Origin of the sequence: Pseudomonas batumici (assembly GCF_000820515.1) — a bacterium.
Lineage (GTDB): Bacteria > Pseudomonadota > Gammaproteobacteria > Pseudomonadales > Pseudomonadaceae > Aquipseudomonas > Aquipseudomonas batumici.
This window is the reverse complement of sequence record NZ_JXDG01000061.1, coordinates 212,166-228,738: the sequence shown is the minus strand read 5'-3', so window position 1 is coordinate 228,738 and position 16,573 is coordinate 212,166. Positions and strand designations below refer to the sequence as shown.

The following is a 16,573-nucleotide window of genomic DNA, read 5'->3' as shown; positions in this document are numbered from 1 at the left end:
AAGTCTCACTGGCCTCATCGCCAGCAAGCCGGCTCCTACGGTTTTGCGGTGTTCATATGTACAGCGTTGGGGGCACAGGGCGCCCCGTGCTGGTGCAATCAGTTACCCGTGAGCATGGCGTCCGCCGGCGCGTCCAGGCGCTGGCTGGCGGTCAACTGGAAGTAGAGGAAGCCCGCCGCCATGAAACCGAGGAAGATCAGGCCGATCAGCATGTTGAACCAGGCCATCGCGATCAGGCACACCACCGCCAGGACCAACGCGATCCCCGGCACGATCGGATAACCCGGGGCGCGGAAGCTGCGCTCCAGGTTCGGCTCGCTGCTGCGCAGCTTGAACAGGCTCAGCATACTGATGATGTACATCACGATGGCGCCGAATACCGACATGGTGATCATCGCCGCCGTCAGGCTCATGCCTTGCAGGTTGACCAGCCCGTCGCTGTAGATCGCCGCGATGCCGACTACGCCGCCGGCCAGGATCGCCCGGTGCGGGGTCTGGAAGCGCGACAGTTTAGCCAGCGAACGCGGCAGGTAACCGGCCCGGGCCAGGGCGAAGAACTGCCGCGAGTAGCCGAGGATGATGCCGTGGAAGCTCGCCACCAGGCCGAACAGGCCGATCCACACCAGCATGTGCATCCAGCTGGAGTTGTTGCCCACCACCGCTTTCATTGCCTGGGGCAACGGGTCGTTGATGTTCGACAGTTGGCGCCAGTCGCCGACGCCACCGGCCATCACCATCACGCCGAGGGCCAGGAACACCAGGGTCAGGATGCCGCCGACATAGGCCTTGGGAATGGTGCGCTTGGGGTCCTTGGCTTCTTCGGCGGCCATGGCCGCGCCTTCGATGGCGAGGAAGAACCAGATCGCGAAGGGGATCGCGGCGAAGATGCCGGGAATCGAGTCGAGGCTGAAGCTGCTCGCCCCGGACCAGCCGTTGAGCACGAAGTTGCTGAAGCTGAAGCCCGGCGCGACCACGCCCATGAACACCAGCAACTCGAGGACCGCGAGTACGGTCACTACCAGTTCGAAGGTGGCGGCGATGCTCACGCCTATGATGTTCAGGCCCATGAACACCACGTAGGCGCCGACGGCGGCGAGCCGTGGGTCGAGGTCCGGGTACTGGACGTTGAGGTAGGCGCCGATGGCCATGGCGATGGCCGGCGGGGCGAAGACGAATTCGATCAGGGTGGCGATCCCGGCGATCAGGCCGCCGCGTTCGCCGAAGGCCCGGCGGCTGTAGGCAAAGGGGCCGCCGGCATGGGGAATGGCGGTGGTCAGCTCGGTGAAACTGAAGATGAAGCAGGTGTACATGGTCGCCACCAGCAGGGTGGTGACGAGAAAGCCCAGGGTGCCGGCGGTCCCCCAGCCGTAGCTCCAGCCGAAGTATTCGCCGGAGATCACCAGGCCCACCGCAATGCCCCAGAGGTGCAGGGTGCCGAGGGTGGGTTTGAGTTCGGTTTGAGTTGTCATAAGTCCTCGCTTGTCATTTTTATTGTTCGGTTGTTGGACTTTCGGGTGTCGATTTTCTGTACAGCGTGCACGCAAGGCCCGTGCCAGTGCGGCCAGGCGTTGTTTTGGGGGTGTCAGTGAGGGCCTCTTCGCGGCGGCCGGGACTACGGACCGCCGCGAAGGGGGCTCAGGGTTTAGAAGAACCCAAGCGGATTGATGTCATAGCTCACCAGCAGGTTCTTGGTCTGCTGGTAATGATCGAGCATCATCTTGTGGGTCTCGCGGCCCACGCCGGATTTCTTGTAGCCACCGAACGCGGCATGCGCCGGGTACAGGTGGTAGCAGTTGGTCCAGACGCGACCGGCCTTGATCGCCCGGCCCATGCGGTAGGCGCGGTTGATATCACGGGTCCACAGGCCCGCACCCAGGCCGAACTCGGTGTCGTTGGCAATCGCCAGGGCTTCGGCTTCGTCCTTGAAGGTGGTGATGCTCACCACCGGGCCGAAGATTTCTTCCTGGAACACGCGCATCTTGTTGGTGCCCTTGAGCAGGGTCGGCTGGATGTAATAGCCGGTGGCCAGGTTGCCCTCGAGTTTTTCCACCTTGCCGCCGGTGAGCAGTTGCGCGCCTTCGGTCTTGGCGATTTCCAGGTAGGACAGGATCTTGTCGAACTGCTGCTCGGAAGCCTGGGCGCCGACCATGGTGTCGGTGTCCAGCGGGTCGCCGCGTTTGATCTGCTCGACCTTCTTCATCACCACTTGCATGAACTCGTCGTAGATCGACTCTTCGATCAAGGCGCGGGATGGGCAGGTGCAGACTTCGCCCTGGTTGAAGAAGGCCAGCACCAGGCCTTCGGCGGCCTTCTCGATAAAGCTCGGTTCGGCTTTCATGATGTCGGCGAAGAAGATGTTCGGCGACTTGCCGCCCAGTTCCACGGTGGACGGGATGATGTTTTCGGCGGCGCATTTCATGATGTGCGAGCCGACCGGGGTCGAGCCGGTGAAGGCGATCTTGGCGATGCGCTTGCTGGTGGCCAGGGCTTCGCCGGCTTCTTTGCCGAACCCTTGCACCACGTTCAGGACGCCGGGTGGCAGCAGGTCGCCGATCAGTTCCAGCAGCACGCAGATGCCCAGCGGGGTCTGCTCGGCGGGCTTGAGGACCACGCAGTTGCCGGCGGCCAGGGCCGGGGCGAGTTTCCAGGCGGCCATCAGCAGCGGGAAGTTCCACGGGATGATCTGGCCGACCACGCCCAGCGGTTCATGGATGTGATAGGCCACGGTGTTGCCGTCGATTTCCGCGGCGCTGCCTTCCTGGGCGCGCAGGCAACCGGCGAAGTAGCGGAAGTGATCGGCGGCCAGGGGGATGTCGGCGTTCAGGGTTTCGCGCACGGCCTTGCCGTTGTCCCAGCTTTCGGTGATGGCCAGCAGTTCGAGGTTCTGCTCGATACGGTCGGCGATTTTCAGCAGGATCAGCGAACGTGCCTGCACCGAGGTGGCGCCCCAGGCATCGGCGGCGGCATGGGCGGCATCGAGGGCCTTGTCGATGTCCTTGGCATTGGAACGGGGGAATTCGGCGATCGGCTTGCCGTTGACCGGCGAGGTGTTGGTGAAGTACTGGCCGTCGACAGGCGCGACGAATTCGCCATTGATGTAGTTGCCGTACTTGGCCTTGAACGTAACGATGGCGCCGGCAGTACCAGGGTGGGCATAACGCATGGTGTGTCTCCTTGGCTATTGTGCTTATAAGGGAGTACGCGGGTTAGCGCTGGATAAGCGTAGAGCAAAGGTCGGGCCAGTGCGTCGTGGGACAGGTGCCAGAGCGGTTGACGGGTGTGTTCGATGACGGATGGCGGGCGTGTTGCGACAAGGGTGATACAGCTGGGGTGACAGTTTGTACCAGGGTTGGCACAGCCTGTGACTTGCCGGTCGCAGGAGGATTGCATTGCTCGGGTTGCAGGAGGATGCTGGGCGTCCAGACGAAAGTGCGCGAGATGCTTTGCACGCCGCGAAACCTGTAGGAGCAGCCGGTCGACGTTCGATTGCTCGCGATGGTGGTCCAGGCACCGCGGGGTATCAGGATGCCCGTGTCATCGTTGACGCCCATCGCGAGCAATCGAACGTCGACCGGCTGCTCCTACAAGGGGGGAGAATAATAAGAAATGCAGAACAACCATCTGAGTCGCCACGCCCAGCAGGTGCTGACCGTGACCCAGGGCAAGGCCCACCCGGGCGGCCCGGGTAGTGACCCGTCCATTGCCCGGTCCTGGCTGCGTTGCCTGGAGGATTATCACCTCGACCCCTCGCTGAGCATCGCCCCCACCGTGCTCGAACACGGCCGGTTGCTGGAAAGCCGCGAGCGCCTGCGCCAGGTCCTGCAGATCGCCGGCAATGAAATGACCAGCCTGCACCAGCAGCTCTCCGGCGCCGGTCACGCGGTGCTGCTCACCGACGCCCGCGGGGTGATCCTCAACTGCGTCACCGCCCCCGCCGAACGCAAGATTTTCGAGCGCGCCGGCCTCTGGCTCGGCGCCGACTGGAGCGAGGCCTGCGAAGGCACCAACGGCATCGGCACCTGCCTGGTGGAGCGCCAGTCCCTGACCATCCACCAGGATGAACATTTTCGCGGTCGCCACACCGGCCTGACCTGCTCCGCGAGCCCGGTCTTCGATCCCCATGGCGAATTGATGGCGGTGCTTGACGTGTCCTCGGCCCGCCCGGAGGTCTCGCGCCAGAGCCAGTTCCACACCATGGCGTTGGTCAACCTGTCGGCGAAGATGATCGAGAGCTGCTATTTCCTGCGGCATTACGACAACCACTGGCTGCTGCGCTTTCATTTGCAGGCCGAGTCCGTGGGGCTGTTCAGCGAGGGCTTGCTGGCGTTCGACGGCGAAGGACGGATCAGTGCGGTCAACCAGAGTGCCCTGAACCTGCTGGGCCATGGGCGTAGCGGTTTGCTGGGCCAGCCGGTGGAGGCGTTCTTCGACTGCTCGCTGGATGAACTGCTCGGGCGTGCCAGTGCCCAGGCCAGCGCCAGTTGGCCGCTGCGCAGCCGTGATGGCCGGGCCCTGTTCGCGGTGTTGCGCGGCCAGCCGCGCAGCGTGCCCAAGGTCATGGCGCCCACGCCGGCGCCGCTGGAACGAGCGAAGCCGGCCAATATCTGCCTGGGCGACCCGGCCTTGCAGATGGATTTTCGCCGGGCGCTGCGGGTCTTCGAACGCGATGTGCCCTTGCTGATCAACGGTGAAACCGGCTCGGGCAAGGAGGCCTTCGCCAAGGCGGTGCACCAGGCCAGTCAGCGCGCCGAGAAGGCCTTTGTCGCCCTCAACTGCGCGGCGATTCCCGAGAGCCTGATCGAAAGCGAGCTGTTCGGTTATCGCGGCGGCAGTTTTACCGGCGCGCGCAAGGAAGGCATGCGCGGCAAGCTGCAACAGGCTGATGGCGGTACCCTGTTTCTGGACGAGATCGGCGATATGCCGCTGGCCTTGCAGACCCGCTTGCTGCGGGTGTTGGAGGATCGCCAGGTGGTGCCTATCGGCGGCGAGCCGGAGGCGGTCAATGTGCGGATCATCAGCGCCACGCACCGTAATCTCCTGGAGCGGGTCGGCGACGGCAGCTTCCGCGAGGATCTGTACTACCGGCTCAATGGGCTGGAGGTCGGCTTGCCGGCGTTGCGTGAGCGCAGCGACAAGTCGCAGTTGCTGGATTTCCTGTTGGTGGAGGAGGCCGGCGAGCAGGGCGTACGGATCGACACGGCCGCGCGCCAGGCGCTCCTGGCGTTCGAGTGGCCGGGCAATGTGCGGCAGATGAGGACGGTGTTGCGCACGCTGGCGGCGTTGTGCGAGGACGGTCGGATCGGTCTCGAGGATCTGCCGGCGCTGATCCGGCAAGCTCGGCCGGGTGTGGTCGCCGTGGCGGTCGACGAGCCGTCCGGGACGCCTCTCGAAGAGGCCGAACGCCTGACCCTGCTCAATGCCCTGGAGCAGCAGCGCTGGCACATGACCCACACGGCCGAGCAACTGGGGGTGAGCCGCAACACCTTGTACCGCAAGCTACGCAAGCACGGCATCGCCCGTTAGACCCGATGAAACACCAGGTGCGATTTCCTACGCCCTGGGCTAACCTGCGACCACGTTTTACGAGGTCGACTATGCACATTCATATTCTGGGTATCTGCGGTACGTTCATGGGTTCGATGGCCGTACTGGCCAAGGAACTGGGCCATCACGTCACCGGTTCCGATGCCAACGTCTATCCGCCGATGAGCACCCAGCTCCAGGCCCAGGGCATCGAGCTGACCCAGGGCTACGATCCGGCGCAACTCGATCCGGCACCGGACCTGGTGGTGATCGGCAATGCCATGTCCCGCGGCAATCCGGCGGTCGAGTACGTGCTGAACAAGGGCCTGCCCTATGTCTCCGGCCCGCAGTGGCTGGCGGACCATGTGCTGCAAGGCCGCTGGGTCCTGGCCGTGGCCGGCACCCACGGCAAGACCACCACCAGCAGCATGCTGGCCTGGGTACTGGAACACGCGGGCATGAGCCCGGGCTTCCTGATCGGCGGCGTGCCGCAGAACTTCTCGGTGTCGGCCCGTCTGGGCACAACGCCGTTCTTCGTGATCGAAGCCGATGAGTACGACAGCGCCTTTTTCGACAAGCGCTCCAAGTTCGTCCACTACCGTCCGCGCACTGCGATCCTGAACAACCTGGAATTCGATCACGCGGACATTTTCCCGGACCTGGCGGCCATCGAACGGCAGTTCCATCATCTGGTGCGGACCATTCCGAGCGAAGGCCTGGTGATTCATCCGACCACCGAACCGGCCCTGCGCCGGGTGATCGAAATGGGCTGCTGGACCCCGGTGCAGACCACTGGTGCCGGTGGCCAGTGGCAGGTCAAGTTGCTGAGCGAAGACGGCTCGCGCTTCGAAGTGATGTTCGACGGCGTGGCGCAAGGCGTGGTCGAGTGGGACCTGACCGGCCAGCACAACGTCGCCAATGCCCTGGCCACCCTGGCGGCGGCGCGGCATGTCGGTGTGGTGCCGGCCATGGGCATTGCCGCCCTCAGCGCTTTCAAGAGCGTGAAGCGGCGGATGGAAAAAGTCGCCGAAGTCCACGGCATCACCATCTATGACGACTTCGCCCACCACCCGACCGCCATCGCCACCACCCTCGATGGCCTGCGCAAGAAGGTCGGCGATGCGCCGCTGATTGCCATCATCGAGCCGCGTTCCAACTCCATGAAGCTCGGTGCCCACCGCGACGGCTTGCCGGACAGCGTGGTCCAGGCCGACCAGGTGATCTGGTATGCGCCGGCCAACCTGGGCTGGGACCTGGGCGCCACGGCGGCGCTGTGCACGGTGCCGTCCATCGTCAGCGATTCCCTGGACGGCATCATCGAACGGGTGAAAAGCCAGGCCAAACCCGGGACCCATGTGGTGATCATGAGCAACGGCGGCTTCGGCGGCCTGCATGGCAAACTGGCCGAGGCCTTGAAATGAACAACGGACCGGAACGCATCACCCTGGCGATGACCGGTGCTTCCGGCGCGCCCTACGGCCTGCGCCTGTTGGACTGCCTGGTGCGCGAGGACCGCGAGGTGCACTTCCTGATCTCCAAGGCCGCGCAATTGGTGATGGCCACCGAGACCGATGTGGCGCTGCCGGCCAAGCCGCAGCTGATGCAGGCCTTCCTCACCGAATACACCGGTGCGCAGGTCGGGCAGATTCGGGTATACGGCAAGGAAGACTGGATGTCGCCGGTCGCCTCGGGCTCCGGCGCGCCGGCGGCGATGGTGGTGGTGCCGTGTTCCACCGGGACCTTGTCGGCCATCGCCACGGGCGCTTGCAACAACCTGATCGAGCGGGCGGCGGATGTCACCCTCAAGGAGCGCCGCCAGTTGATCCTGGTGCCGCGCGAGGCACCGTATTCGAGCATTCACCTGGAGCACATGCTCAAGCTGTCGAATATGGGCGTGACGATCCTGCCGGCGTCGCCGGGCTTTTATCACCAGCCGCAGACCATCGATGACCTGGTGGATTTTGTCGTGGCGCGGATTCTCAATCTGCTGAACATTCCCCAGGACATGCTGCCGCGTTGGGGCGAACACCATTTGAGCAGCGATGACTAAGCCGCTGCTGTGCCTGTTGCTGGCACTGCAACTGGCCGGTTGCGCGACGGCGCGGACCCTGGACGCCGGCAAGACCGGGGCGCCCCTGGTGTATTCGGGGACGCGCCTGGATCTGTATGCGTTGCAGGGCGGCTGTTGCGCCAGTGACCATTTCGGGGCGGAGGCGCCGAGTTATCCGGGGCTGGATCTGCCGGCCAGTGCGCTGCTGGATACGCTGCTGTTGCCCCTGTCAGTGCTGACGGTGTTGGGTGTGGGGGTTCAGGCGACGGGCGGGTTGTAGTCGCACAAGGGGGTTTGTGAGCGGGCAAGCCCGCTCGCCACCGTTATTTGCCCAGCCGGCGCAATTCATCCGACTCGACAATCCGCACCCCATCCTGCTCTTCCAGCGCCAATCGCCACAGCGCTCGCGCCAACTGGCACGCCTCGATGCCGCGATACTTCCCGGGAATCAGCTTCGACAGCGGGGCCACCAACTGTTCCGTCAGGCGCGGCTCGATCCGTTCACCCAGCAGAAAGGAGGGTCTGGCAATGGTCAACTGCGGCCAGTTCTGTGCCCTCAGCGACTGTTCCATCTCGCCCTTGACCCGGGTGTAGAACACCTTGGATTTCGGATCGGCATCGATGGAACTGACCACGATCAGATGCCGCGCGCCCATTTCCCGCGCTCGCTTGCCGAAGGCCACGACCATGTCATGGTCCACGGCGCGGAACGCTTCTTCGGAACCGGCCAGCTTGATGGTGGTGCCCAGGCAGCAGATCGCCACGTCAACACGACCACTCAATTGCGGCAGGAATACCGCCGGATCGCCCACTGGATTTTCCAGGTGCGGATGCTCGGCCAGCGGTCGGCGTGAAGGTGCGAGTACACGGGTGATCGTCGGTTCATTGAGCAGGCGATCGAGTAGATGTTCACCGGTCAGGCCGGTGGCTCCAGCGAGCAGGATATGCTGAGGCGTCAAGTACATAAAAGACCTCCCTTGATACAGATCAGCTTAGTTGCTCTTGGCCGTCTTGCTGTCTAGTGAAGCGCTTTGCAACGCTTTTCGTGCCTGTTGTTTACGCAGTGCTTGCCAATGGGCCAACACGCCCTTGGGTGCCCAGATCTGCGGTTCCGAGGCTTCGAAGTTGTCCGCCTGCTCGCGCTCGGCCACATGGGCCTTGGCCAGGGCGAAGGCTTGCTGCAGGTCGTCGGTCTGGTTCAGCGCCTGGGCGAACAGGGCGTCGCCGAAATAGGTGAAATCGGCTTCCTCCGAGCAGCCAAAGGACACCCGGTCCTCGCGCGAAGCGGTCATGATCAAGGTTCTTTCATCCTTGAGCGCCGGGATGAAATCGCCGGAATAACAGGCGGAAATCACGATGACTTTATCGCGGTTCTTCAGGGGCGCCAGCGCCGAGGCCAGTTCGTCGGCCGGCAGGTCGGACAGCTCCAGGCGCGGCTGCTCCAGCACGAACTCGTGTTCATGGGTGCCATGGCTGGTCAGGTAGATGAAGATCAGGTCTTCCGGCCCGCTGCGCTCAGCCAGGGTCTGGGCGGCGCGGCGCAGGTTTTCGCGGGTTGCCATCGGGCGATCGCCCAGGTGGTCGCGGTGGTTCACCAGGCTGATCTGGCCATAGGCGCCGAAGCGGGTGGCGAGCATATGGTTGACGTAGTCGGCTTCGCGCATGAACACGCTTTGCTTGCCGTCGCCGGCCAGCACCAGGCTGTAGAGTTCGATCGCAGGGGTCGAGGCCGGTACGGCGGCGAGGGCTTTTTCCAGCAGCGGGCCCTGGGCCAGCAGGCCGAGTTCCAACAGGTCGGGCAGCACTTTGCCGTCGGCATCGCGGACCCGCTGGCCGTTGTTCCAGATGCCGCTTTGCACGGTGCCGTCGGCCAGGGTCAGGCTGCCGCGGCCGTTGTAGGTGTCGCCGGCGAACTCGCCGACATAGACGCTGCCGTCGCCCAGGCTCAGATGACCCTGGCCGTTGAAGCGCCACTCGCTGAACTCTCCGCGATAATGGCTGCCGTCGACGCCGATCAACTGGCCCTTGCCGTTGAGCACGCCTTCCTTGAAGTCACCGATCCAGACATCGCCATCGGCGTTCTCGTAGCGGCCCTTGCCGTTCAACTGGTTGCGCTTGAAGCCACCGACATATTGGTCGCCGTCGGCGCTGTTGAAGGTACCGACGCCTTCCAGTTGGCCGTCGACGAAGTGGCCGGTGAACAGGTTGCCGTTGGCGTCGCTGCGCTGACCTTCGCCGTTGGGCTTGCCATGGGCGAATTCACCCTGGTACTGGCTGCCGTCTTCCAGTTCCAGATGGCCGAGGCCGGAGTACTGGTCGTCCTTGAACTCGCCGCGGTAGGTCATGCCGGCTTCCTTGAGGGTGCCTTCGCCGTCGCGCCGTCCCTGCTTGAAACCGCCGGTGTAGCTGCTGTCGTGCAGGGTCAAGGTGCCCTGGCCGTGGAACAGGCCCTGCTGGAACTGGCCCTTGTAGACCTCGCCGTTGCTGCCATGCCACTCGCCGTCGCCTTGCCACTGGCCCTTGTCGAATTGGCCGGCGTACCAGCTGCCGCTCGGGTAGTCGATGCGTCCCTGACCCTGCAGCAGCCCATTGACCACTTCGCCGCGATAGCGACCGCCGTCCGGCAGGCGCGCGTCCGGCGGTAAGAGCGATTCACCCTCACCACAGGCGGTGAGCAGCAGGGTCAGAGCGAGGGGAACGAGTGGGCGCATAACGGGATCCGGATAATTAGGGGACCGAGTATGCCGTAGCAATATGGCGTGTCCAGTGTCCTGCACGAAACAGAGTGCACTCTGTTTCGTGGGAACCGGTTATCAGACGAAGCAGAGTGACAGGGGCTCAGCGATATAGGCGGGTTTTTCCTGGCCTTCGATTTCCAGCGTGGCGGTGGCCTTGAGCAGCCATTGGCCGGGTTTCTTCTCGGTGACTTCGGTCAGTTCGACCTTGAGCCGCACCCGCGAGTCGACCTTCACCGGCTGGATGAAGCGCACGCTGTCCAGGCCGTAGTTGACGGCCATCTTCAAGCCTTCGGGCATGATGAAGATGTCTTCCATCAGTTTCGGAATCAGCGACAGCGACAGGAAACCGTGGGCGATGGTGCTGCCAAACGGCGTTTGCGCGGCCTTGACCGGGTCGACGTGGATGAACTGATAGTCGCCGGTGGCTTCGGCGAACAGGTTGATCCGCGCCTGGTCGATGGTAAGCCACTCGGAACATCCCAGTTCCTTGCCGACATAATCGTTGAGCTGCGCTACAGGTACATAGGGCATTGACACACTCCTTGGTCTATCGAGTTTATCGGGCCTTGGGTTGCAGCCCTTGGCAACCACTGTAGATCATCATGGGAGAGGTGCCGGGTCAAGCCACCATACCTTTGGCGAATGGCGGCGTATTGGCGTGCTTATAATGCCGATGTATTCAAAGGAGAGCTCGGATGTTGCTACGCGGCCTGACCTGGCTGGTGCTGTTTCAGTTGCTTGGCACAGCCCTCAATCATTTGTGTGTGCCGGTGTTGCCGGGACCGATTATCGGCCTGCTGCTGTTGCTGGTGTTTTTGATGGTGCGTGAAGAAGTCAGTGCGCCCCTGGGCGAGGCGGCCGCCACGCTGTTGCGTTATCTGCCGCTGTTGCTGGTGCCGCCGGCGGTCGGGGTGATGGTCTATGCCGCGCAGATCGCGGCGGACTTCTGGGCGATTGCCGGCGCGCTGGTGTTGTCGGTGCTGATTTCCATGGCGTTTGCCGGGGTGTTGATGAACGCCCTGGTCAAGCGCCACGCCCGGCGCGGAGAGCGACCATGAACCTCGACTGGCAGGGCGCCTGGGCGGCGGTGATCCATCATCCGCTGTTCGGCATCGGCATTACCCTGGGCGCCTATCAACTGGTGCTGGCGGGTTTCGAAAAGACCCGCTGGATCTTCCTGCAACCGGTCCTGGCCTCGATGGCGCTGGTGGTCGGCATCCTGTTGCTGTGCGACCTGAGTTACGCCGAGTACCGCAGGAGCACCGAGATCCTCGGTATCCTGCTGGGACCGGCCACGGTGGCGCTGGCGGTGCCGCTGTACCTGAACCTGCGGCGGATCCGGCAGTTGTTCTGGCCGATTTTTACTACGCTGGTGGTGGGTGGGGTCTTGGCGACGGGCCTGGGCGTCTTGCTGGGCTGGCTGTTCGGCGCTGACCACATGATCCTGATGACCATGGCCCCCAAGTCGGTCACTTCGCCCATCGCCATGCTGGTGGCCGAGCAGATCGGTGGCGTGGCGGCGCTGGCGGCGGTGTTCGTGTTGATCACCGGGGTGATCGGCGCCATTGCCGGGCCCTGGCTGCTGACGCGGCTGGGCGTACAGTCGCCGGAAGCCCGGGGGATGGCCCTGGGCATGACCGCCCATGCGGTGGGCACCTCGGTGGCCTTGCAGGAAAGTGAAGAGTGCGGCGCCTTCGCGGCGTTGGCGATGAGCCTGATGGGCGTGGCCACGGCAGTGTTGCTGCCGCTGGCGGTAACTTTGGCGGTTTAAGGAAGTCGTTATGAGCCTGGCGTTGTTTCCCCTGAACACCGTGCTGTTTCCCGGTTGTATCCTCGACCTGCAGATTTTCGAGGCGCGTTACCTGGACATGATCAGTCGCTGCATGAAACAGGGCAGCGGTTTTGGCGTGGTCTGCATTCTCGAAGGGCAAGAGGTCGGCCAGGCGCCGGAAGGCTTTGCCCTGGTCGGCTGTGAAGCCCTGATTCGCGACTTCCAGCAGCAGGACAACGGCTTGCTGGGCATCCGGGTCGAAGGCGCCCGGCGTTTTCGGGTGCTCCACAGCGAGTTGCAGCGCGATCAACTGACGGTCGCCGAGGTCGAGTGGTTGGATGAAGTCCCTGAACAGCCGTTGCAGGATGAGGACGAGGACCTGGTGGCGCTGCTCCAGGCGCTGGCCGAACACCCCATGGTCGCGGCCCTGAACATGGGCACCGCAGCGACCGGACAACAATCGCTGGCCAATCAGTTGGCGTATCTGCTGCCGTTTTCCGAGCTGGACAAACTCGATCTGCTGGAACTGGACGACCCTCAACAACGGCTGGACGCCATTCAGGTATTACTGGATGAGTTGCAGGGCGAGTTGTTTGCTTGAGTGTGTTTCATGTAACTACATGGAATAGTTTTTATATGAAAACAATCTGAAGAACTGTCAGAAATGACAGTAGCCCGCCATGTGCCGGGGTCCCAGACTTGACCGGCGGAAATATGGAAAGCTCGGAGGACGAGGGTTGTCCACGGAAGAGCTTTGCGTCATTCAGTGACTGGGAATATTGGACATGGCAGAGCATACGGAACACAAAGGGCACCCGTCGCACTCAGGGCACAGAGAAGGGACGGTGAAGTGGTTCAATGATGCGAAAGGTTTCGGATTTATCACGCCGGATGATAATACCGCGGATCTTTTTGTTCATTTCAAATCCATCGCGGGGGGCGGTTTCAAAAGCCTCAGCGAAGGACAAAAAGTCAGGTTCAAAGTGGTTCAAGGGCAGAAAGGTCTGCAGGCGGACGACGTTCAAGTGATTCCTTGAGGTTTTGCTGCGAAGACACGGCTGTCCAAGCCGCCCCAGGATGCGCGAGCCTCGTGGGGGCGGCGCCTGGGTGTGCTTCTTCCTTTTCGGGAGAATAGTCATGGATAAGCATTGCGAAGAACGTTACGACTCCGCCCGGGGTGGAGTCGGCGTGATCACAGCACATGTGGATGGACGAGAACTTTTCTTCCATGTGAAATCCGCTGCCGACGGTGGGCCGGTGTTGAAGGCCGGCGACACCGTGACCTATGAGGTCGTGCAGGGCGAGGATGGCCAGTTCTATGCCATCAATGTTGAAGTCGTGGAAAGTGATCGGTCCGAAGCCTTAATAGGCATATCGCCCGATCTCATGCTGTAAATGCCACAGGGCATGAAACCCATAGATCGCCACCGCTGCCGGCAGGATCAGCCACCAGGCCCGGGGCGGCATGGCCGGCAGCGGCATGAAGCGCTGGCTGAGGCTCAGGCTGGCCGCCAGTACCGCAACGGCGAGCAGCGCGCCGGCCAGGATATCGGTGGGCCAGTGGGCGCCCAGGTACACCCGTGATAACGCCACCACCAACGCCGGCAGGCAGCCGAGCAGCAGCCAGGCCGTGCGTATCCGTGGTGGCTGATTGCGTCCGGCCAGCACCGCCAGCATCAGGAAAAACGCGAACGAGCCCGAACTGTGGCCGCTGGGCATGCTGTAGCTGGTGATCGGCTCGGCCAGTACTTCCGGGCGTATCCGCGCGAAGAAGTACTTGGCGGCGGTGTTGCCCAGTGCCGTCACCGCCAGGGTGGCGCCGAAAAACAGCCCCTGGCGCCATTGGCGGGCGAGAAACAGCAGCACGGTCAGCACGCCCGCGACGATGAACTGGGTGCGGAAGTCGCCCAGGCGCGTGACCATGACCGCTGCCACGTCCAGCGCGCGATCGCGATGTTCCTGGACCAGGGCCATCAGGCCCTGGTCGAACGCCTTGAGGTAGGGATAGCCGAGAAACAGGCCGATCAGCAACGCCAGGCTCAAGCCGCAAATCAGTAGTGTGGCCTTGGGATGGCGTCGCACGCTGCAATGGATGCACAGCCCGATCAGCGCGGCGAGCCCGGCCGCGACTACGCCGGCCTGCGGCCAGAAGCCTTCGGGCAACGGCAGGCGGATGGCCGCGCCGGGCAGCAGGTAGACCATCGACCCGCCGGCGCCGGCGCCGGCGATCAGGCAGGCGACGATGACAATCGCCAGGCCCCGACATTGTGGGTTGGCGGTCAGCCAGCCGGTGATGTTATCGAACCGTGGGTCCATGGTTGACATCCTTTTTCAGGCAAGACAAAAGCCTCAGGTGTGTAAAAAGTAATCGCGACCTTCGACCTGCCCCCGCCTGAGCGGGTTCCGCGTGCAATACGCCGCATGGCTGGCGTCGACGAAGCGATACATCAGGTGTTCGTCACGCCCGCCGGGAATGCCCAGGCGGGTGGTCTGGATGATCTGCGCCACCTGGGCACCGACATCCTCGACCAACAGCCCCTGCGGGTCGAAACGCTTGGCGTCCCACGCCGGCACCTTGAGTCCAAGTGCCTTGCACAGCAGCGTCTGCCCGGCGCACAGCTTGTGGGTCGGGCGCGCCGTGCCATTGGCTGCCGGGTTGTTGAGCAGCATCTGCGCCAGGCTGGCCGGGCCGGACAGTGCATCGACCCACGGATAGCCGGATTTGATCAGCACCGCGTTGCCCGGCCCCTGGGCGCTGAAGTTCAGCGAGTCGCCGCCGCGGGCGTAATACATATAGATGTGGCCGCCATCCAGAAACAAAGCCTTACGTTTTTCCGTGTAACCGAGGGAGGCATGGCTGCCTTTCTCCTCCAGGTAATAGGCTTCGGTCTCGATAATGCGTGCCGCCAGCCACAGGTCGCCGACTTTGTGGCGGATGACTTTCCCCAGCAATTCACGGGCGAGCAGTTGCGCATCGCGGTCGAAAAAAGCGTCGGGGAGGGCAGTGGGCAAGGGCGCGGGCGTGAGACTGGACATCGTGGACGCAAGGCTGTTGACGGCGGGTCGGGGGCGAATCATAACGTTTTATGCCTTAATCGAGTCTGAACACGGCCTATTTCTCCTCCATTTCGACCATCCGCCCGGCACCGCTGTCCGTCAGGCGGCGCGACAGCTATAATCGGCCGCTTTCCTCTTTGCCAAGTCCCCCTTAGAGCCATGACTGAGTCCGTTCTCGACTATATGACCCGTCTGGGTCGCGCTGCCCGCGAGGCTTCCCGCGTGATCGGCCGTGCCAGCACCGCGCAGAAGAACCGCGCCCTGCTGGCCGCCGCCAACGCGTTGGACGTTGCCCGCGCCGAGCTGAGTGCCGCCAACGAACTCGATCTGGCCGCCGCCCGCGCCAATGGCCTGGAGCCTGCGCTGGTTGAACGCCTGGCCCTGACTCCTGAGCGCATCGACGGCATGATCGTCGGCCTGCGCCAGGTGGCGAGCCTGCCGGACCCGGTGGGGGCGATCCGTGACATGAGCTACCGGCCATCGGGGATTCAGGTCGGCAAGATGCGCGTGCCCCTGGGCGTGATCGGCATCATCTACGAGTCGCGGCCGAACGTGACCATCGATGCCGCCAGCCTGTGCCTCAAGTCCGGTAACGCGACCATCCTGCGTGGCGGTTCCGAGGCCATTCACTCCAACCGTGCCATTGCCGCCTGCATCCAGCGCGGCCTGGACGAGGCCGGGCTGCCGGCCGCGGCGGTGCAGGTGGTGGAAGTCACCGACCGGGCCGCCGTCGGGGCGCTGATCAGCATGCCCGAGTACGTCGACGTGATCGTGCCGCGTGGCGGCAAGGGCCTGATCGAGCGGGTCAGCCGCGACGCGCGGGTGCCGGTGATCAAGCACCTGGACGGCATCTGCCACGTCTATGTCAGCGCCCACGCGGACCTGGAGAAGGGCCGCGATATCGCCTTCAATGCCAAGACCTATCGTTATGGCATCTGCGGGGCCATGGAAACCCTGTTGGTGGATCAGGCGGTCGCTGCCGAGTTCCTCCCGGCCATGGCCGAGCGCTTGCGCGCCAAGGGCGTCGAGCTGCGCGGTTGCGAGCGGACCCGCGCGGTGATCGAGGCCGTCGCGGCCAGCGAAGCCGACTGGAGCACCGAATACCTGGCGCCGATCCTGTCGATTCGCGTGGTCGATGGCCTGGACGCGGCCATCGAGCACATCAACCGTTACGGTTCCCATCACACCGACGCCATCGTCACCGAAAACCTGGGCGAGTCCCGGGTGTTCATGGCCGAAGTCGACTCCAGTTCGGTGATGCTCAATGCCCCGACCTGCTTCGCCGACGGCTTCGAATACGGATTGGGTGCCGAGATCGGCATTTCTACTGATAAGCTGCACGCCCGCGGCCCGGTAGGGCTGGAAGGCCTGACCTGCGAGAAGTACATCGTGGTCGGTGACGGGCAGTTGCGCGGTCAGGCCGCGGTCTGATCG

The 16,573-nt window shown here is 63.6% G+C and carries 16 protein-coding genes and 1 pseudogene; 10 read left to right on the top strand and 7 right to left on the bottom strand.

Features of this window, described 5'->3' with window-relative positions; translation table 11 throughout:
• Positions 1–98 precede the first annotated feature (98 nt).
• Complete coding sequence (eat, locus tag UCMB321_RS24165; RefSeq protein WP_040071199.1) at positions 99–1,469, bottom strand: ethanolamine permease; 1,371 nt, start codon at positions 1,467–1,469, stop codon at positions 99–101.
• A 173-nt stretch (positions 1,470–1,642) separates the two neighbouring features.
• A complete protein-coding gene (gene exaC, locus UCMB321_RS24160) occupies positions 1,643–3,163 on the bottom strand; it encodes an acetaldehyde dehydrogenase ExaC (protein ID WP_040071198.1) in 1,521 nt (506 codons plus the stop codon).
• A gap of 443 nt (positions 3,164–3,606) precedes the next feature.
• On the opposite strand from exaC, the gene UCMB321_RS24155 reads away from it, so the two are divergent.
• The 4 genes from UCMB321_RS24155 (at position 3,607) to UCMB321_RS24140 (ending at position 7,853) form a co-directional block, all read left to right on the top strand.
• A complete protein-coding gene (locus UCMB321_RS24155) occupies positions 3,607–5,523 on the top strand; it encodes a sigma-54-dependent Fis family transcriptional regulator (protein WP_040071197.1) in 1,917 nt (638 codons plus the stop codon).
• A 71-nt stretch (positions 5,524–5,594) separates the two neighbouring features.
• The gene (gene mpl / locus UCMB321_RS24150; protein ID WP_040071196.1) at positions 5,595–6,944 is read left to right on the top strand and encodes a UDP-N-acetylmuramate:L-alanyl-gamma-D-glutamyl-meso-diaminopimelate ligase; all 1,350 of its coding nucleotides are present in this window, start codon (positions 5,595–5,597) and stop codon (positions 6,942–6,944) included.
• Positions 6,941–7,573 (top strand): flavin prenyltransferase UbiX, encoded by a 633-nt coding sequence (ubiX, locus tag UCMB321_RS24145; protein WP_040071195.1) that lies wholly within the window; start codon positions 6,941–6,943, stop codon positions 7,571–7,573. Before mpl ends, ubiX begins: the two co-directional genes overlap by 4 nt.
• Positions 7,566–7,853: a YceK/YidQ family lipoprotein gene (locus UCMB321_RS24140; protein WP_040071194.1), complete on the top strand. Its 288-nt coding sequence runs from the start codon at positions 7,566–7,568 to the stop codon at positions 7,851–7,853. The genes ubiX and UCMB321_RS24140 overlap by 8 nt, the downstream gene beginning before the upstream one ends.
• 43 nt (positions 7,854–7,896) lie before the next feature.
• On the opposite strand, the gene UCMB321_RS24135 is transcribed toward UCMB321_RS24140, so the two are convergent.
• The 3 genes from UCMB321_RS24135 to UCMB321_RS24125 all read right to left on the bottom strand — a co-directional run bounded on the left by UCMB321_RS24135 (position 7,897) and on the right by UCMB321_RS24125 (position 10,842).
• The gene (locus UCMB321_RS24135) at positions 7,897–8,538 is read right to left on the bottom strand and encodes an oxidoreductase (protein ID WP_040071193.1); all 642 of its coding nucleotides are present in this window, start codon (positions 8,536–8,538) and stop codon (positions 7,897–7,899) included.
• Between the two features lie 27 nt (positions 8,539–8,565).
• A complete protein-coding gene (locus UCMB321_RS24130) occupies positions 8,566–10,284 on the bottom strand; it encodes a C13 family peptidase (RefSeq protein WP_040071192.1) in 1,719 nt (572 codons plus the stop codon).
• A 102-nt stretch (positions 10,285–10,386) separates the two neighbouring features.
• Positions 10,387–10,842, bottom strand: coding sequence for a MaoC family dehydratase (locus tag UCMB321_RS24125; RefSeq protein WP_040071191.1), 456 nt, complete (start codon positions 10,840–10,842; stop codon positions 10,387–10,389).
• A 164-nt stretch (positions 10,843–11,006) separates the two neighbouring features.
• Here UCMB321_RS24125 and UCMB321_RS24120 point away from each other — a divergent pair, with 164 nt between their 5' ends.
• The 5 genes from UCMB321_RS24120 to UCMB321_RS24100 all read left to right on the top strand — a co-directional run bounded on the left by UCMB321_RS24120 (position 11,007) and on the right by UCMB321_RS24100 (position 13,477).
• The gene (locus tag UCMB321_RS24120; protein WP_040071190.1) at positions 11,007–11,369 is read left to right on the top strand and encodes a CidA/LrgA family protein; all 363 of its coding nucleotides are present in this window, start codon (positions 11,007–11,009) and stop codon (positions 11,367–11,369) included.
• Positions 11,366–12,082 (top strand): LrgB family protein, encoded by a 717-nt coding sequence (locus tag UCMB321_RS24115; RefSeq protein ID WP_040071189.1) that lies wholly within the window; start codon positions 11,366–11,368, stop codon positions 12,080–12,082. Before UCMB321_RS24120 ends, UCMB321_RS24115 begins: the two co-directional genes overlap by 4 nt.
• A 10-nt stretch (positions 12,083–12,092) precedes the next feature.
• Positions 12,093–12,683, top strand: coding sequence for an LON peptidase substrate-binding domain-containing protein (locus UCMB321_RS24110; protein ID WP_040071188.1), 591 nt, complete (start codon positions 12,093–12,095; stop codon positions 12,681–12,683).
• Between the two features lie 184 nt (positions 12,684–12,867).
• Positions 12,868–13,119 carry a cold-shock protein gene (locus UCMB321_RS30345; RefSeq protein WP_084615151.1) on the top strand — a complete coding sequence of 84 codons (252 nt, stop codon included), beginning with the start codon at positions 12,868–12,870 and terminating at the stop codon, positions 13,117–13,119.
• A gap of 100 nt (positions 13,120–13,219) precedes the next feature.
• Complete coding sequence (locus UCMB321_RS24100) at positions 13,220–13,477, top strand: cold shock domain-containing protein (protein ID WP_040071186.1); 258 nt, start codon at positions 13,220–13,222, stop codon at positions 13,475–13,477.
• On the opposite strand, the pseudogene UCMB321_RS24095 reads toward UCMB321_RS24100, so the two are convergent.
• Together UCMB321_RS24095 and UCMB321_RS24090 are read right to left on the bottom strand one after the other, a co-directional pair.
• A pseudogene (locus UCMB321_RS24095) lies at positions 13,445–14,302 on the bottom strand (phosphatase PAP2 family protein); the annotation flags it as partial. The gene UCMB321_RS24100 and the pseudogene UCMB321_RS24095 overlap by 33 nt on opposite strands.
• A 129-nt stretch (positions 14,303–14,431) precedes the next feature.
• Complete coding sequence (locus tag UCMB321_RS24090; RefSeq protein ID WP_040071222.1) at positions 14,432–15,118, bottom strand: DNA-3-methyladenine glycosylase; 687 nt, start codon at positions 15,116–15,118, stop codon at positions 14,432–14,434.
• Positions 15,119–15,298: 180 nt separating this feature from the next.
• Here UCMB321_RS24090 and UCMB321_RS24085 point away from each other — a divergent pair, with 180 nt between their 5' ends.
• On the top strand, positions 15,299–16,570 hold the full coding sequence (locus UCMB321_RS24085) for a glutamate-5-semialdehyde dehydrogenase (protein WP_040071185.1): 1,272 nt from the start codon (positions 15,299–15,301) through the stop codon (positions 16,568–16,570).
• The last annotated feature ends 3 nt before the right edge of the window (positions 16,571–16,573 follow it).

What these genes read in the sequence shown, in the direction of transcription:
- UCMB321_RS24140 (WP_040071194.1), top strand. Translation starts at nt 7,566, where the DNA reads ATGACTAAGCCGCTGCTGTGCCTGTTGCTGGCACTGCAACTGGCCGGT.
- UCMB321_RS24130 (WP_040071192.1), bottom strand. Translation starts at nt 10,284, where the DNA reads ATGCGCCCACTCGTTCCCCTCGCTCTGACCCTGCTGCTCACCGCCTGT.
- UCMB321_RS24090 (WP_040071222.1), bottom strand. Translation starts at nt 15,118, where the DNA reads ATGTCCAGTCTCACGCCCGCGCCCTTGCCCACTGCCCTCCCCGACGCT.
- UCMB321_RS24085 (WP_040071185.1), top strand. Translation starts at nt 15,299, where the DNA reads ATGACTGAGTCCGTTCTCGACTATATGACCCGTCTGGGTCGCGCTGCC.
- exaC (WP_040071198.1), bottom strand. Translation starts at nt 3,163, where the DNA reads ATGCGTTATGCCCACCCTGGTACTGCCGGCGCCATCGTTACGTTCAAG.
- UCMB321_RS24135 (WP_040071193.1), bottom strand. Translation starts at nt 8,538, where the DNA reads ATGTACTTGACGCCTCAGCATATCCTGCTCGCTGGAGCCACCGGCCTG.
- mpl (WP_040071196.1), top strand. Translation starts at nt 5,595, where the DNA reads ATGCACATTCATATTCTGGGTATCTGCGGTACGTTCATGGGTTCGATG.
- UCMB321_RS24120 (WP_040071190.1), top strand. Translation starts at nt 11,007, where the DNA reads ATGTTGCTACGCGGCCTGACCTGGCTGGTGCTGTTTCAGTTGCTTGGC.
- UCMB321_RS24125 (WP_040071191.1), bottom strand. Translation starts at nt 10,842, where the DNA reads ATGCCCTATGTACCTGTAGCGCAGCTCAACGATTATGTCGGCAAGGAA.
- UCMB321_RS24110 (WP_040071188.1), top strand. Translation starts at nt 12,093, where the DNA reads ATGAGCCTGGCGTTGTTTCCCCTGAACACCGTGCTGTTTCCCGGTTGT.
- eat (WP_040071199.1), bottom strand. Translation starts at nt 1,469, where the DNA reads ATGACAACTCAAACCGAACTCAAACCCACCCTCGGCACCCTGCACCTC.
- UCMB321_RS24155 (WP_040071197.1), top strand. Translation starts at nt 3,607, where the DNA reads ATGCAGAACAACCATCTGAGTCGCCACGCCCAGCAGGTGCTGACCGTG.
- UCMB321_RS30345 (WP_084615151.1), top strand. Translation starts at nt 12,868, where the DNA reads ATGGCAGAGCATACGGAACACAAAGGGCACCCGTCGCACTCAGGGCAC.
- UCMB321_RS24115 (WP_040071189.1), top strand. Translation starts at nt 11,366, where the DNA reads ATGAACCTCGACTGGCAGGGCGCCTGGGCGGCGGTGATCCATCATCCG.
- UCMB321_RS24100 (WP_040071186.1), top strand. Translation starts at nt 13,220, where the DNA reads ATGGATAAGCATTGCGAAGAACGTTACGACTCCGCCCGGGGTGGAGTC.
- ubiX (WP_040071195.1), top strand. Translation starts at nt 6,941, where the DNA reads ATGAACAACGGACCGGAACGCATCACCCTGGCGATGACCGGTGCTTCC.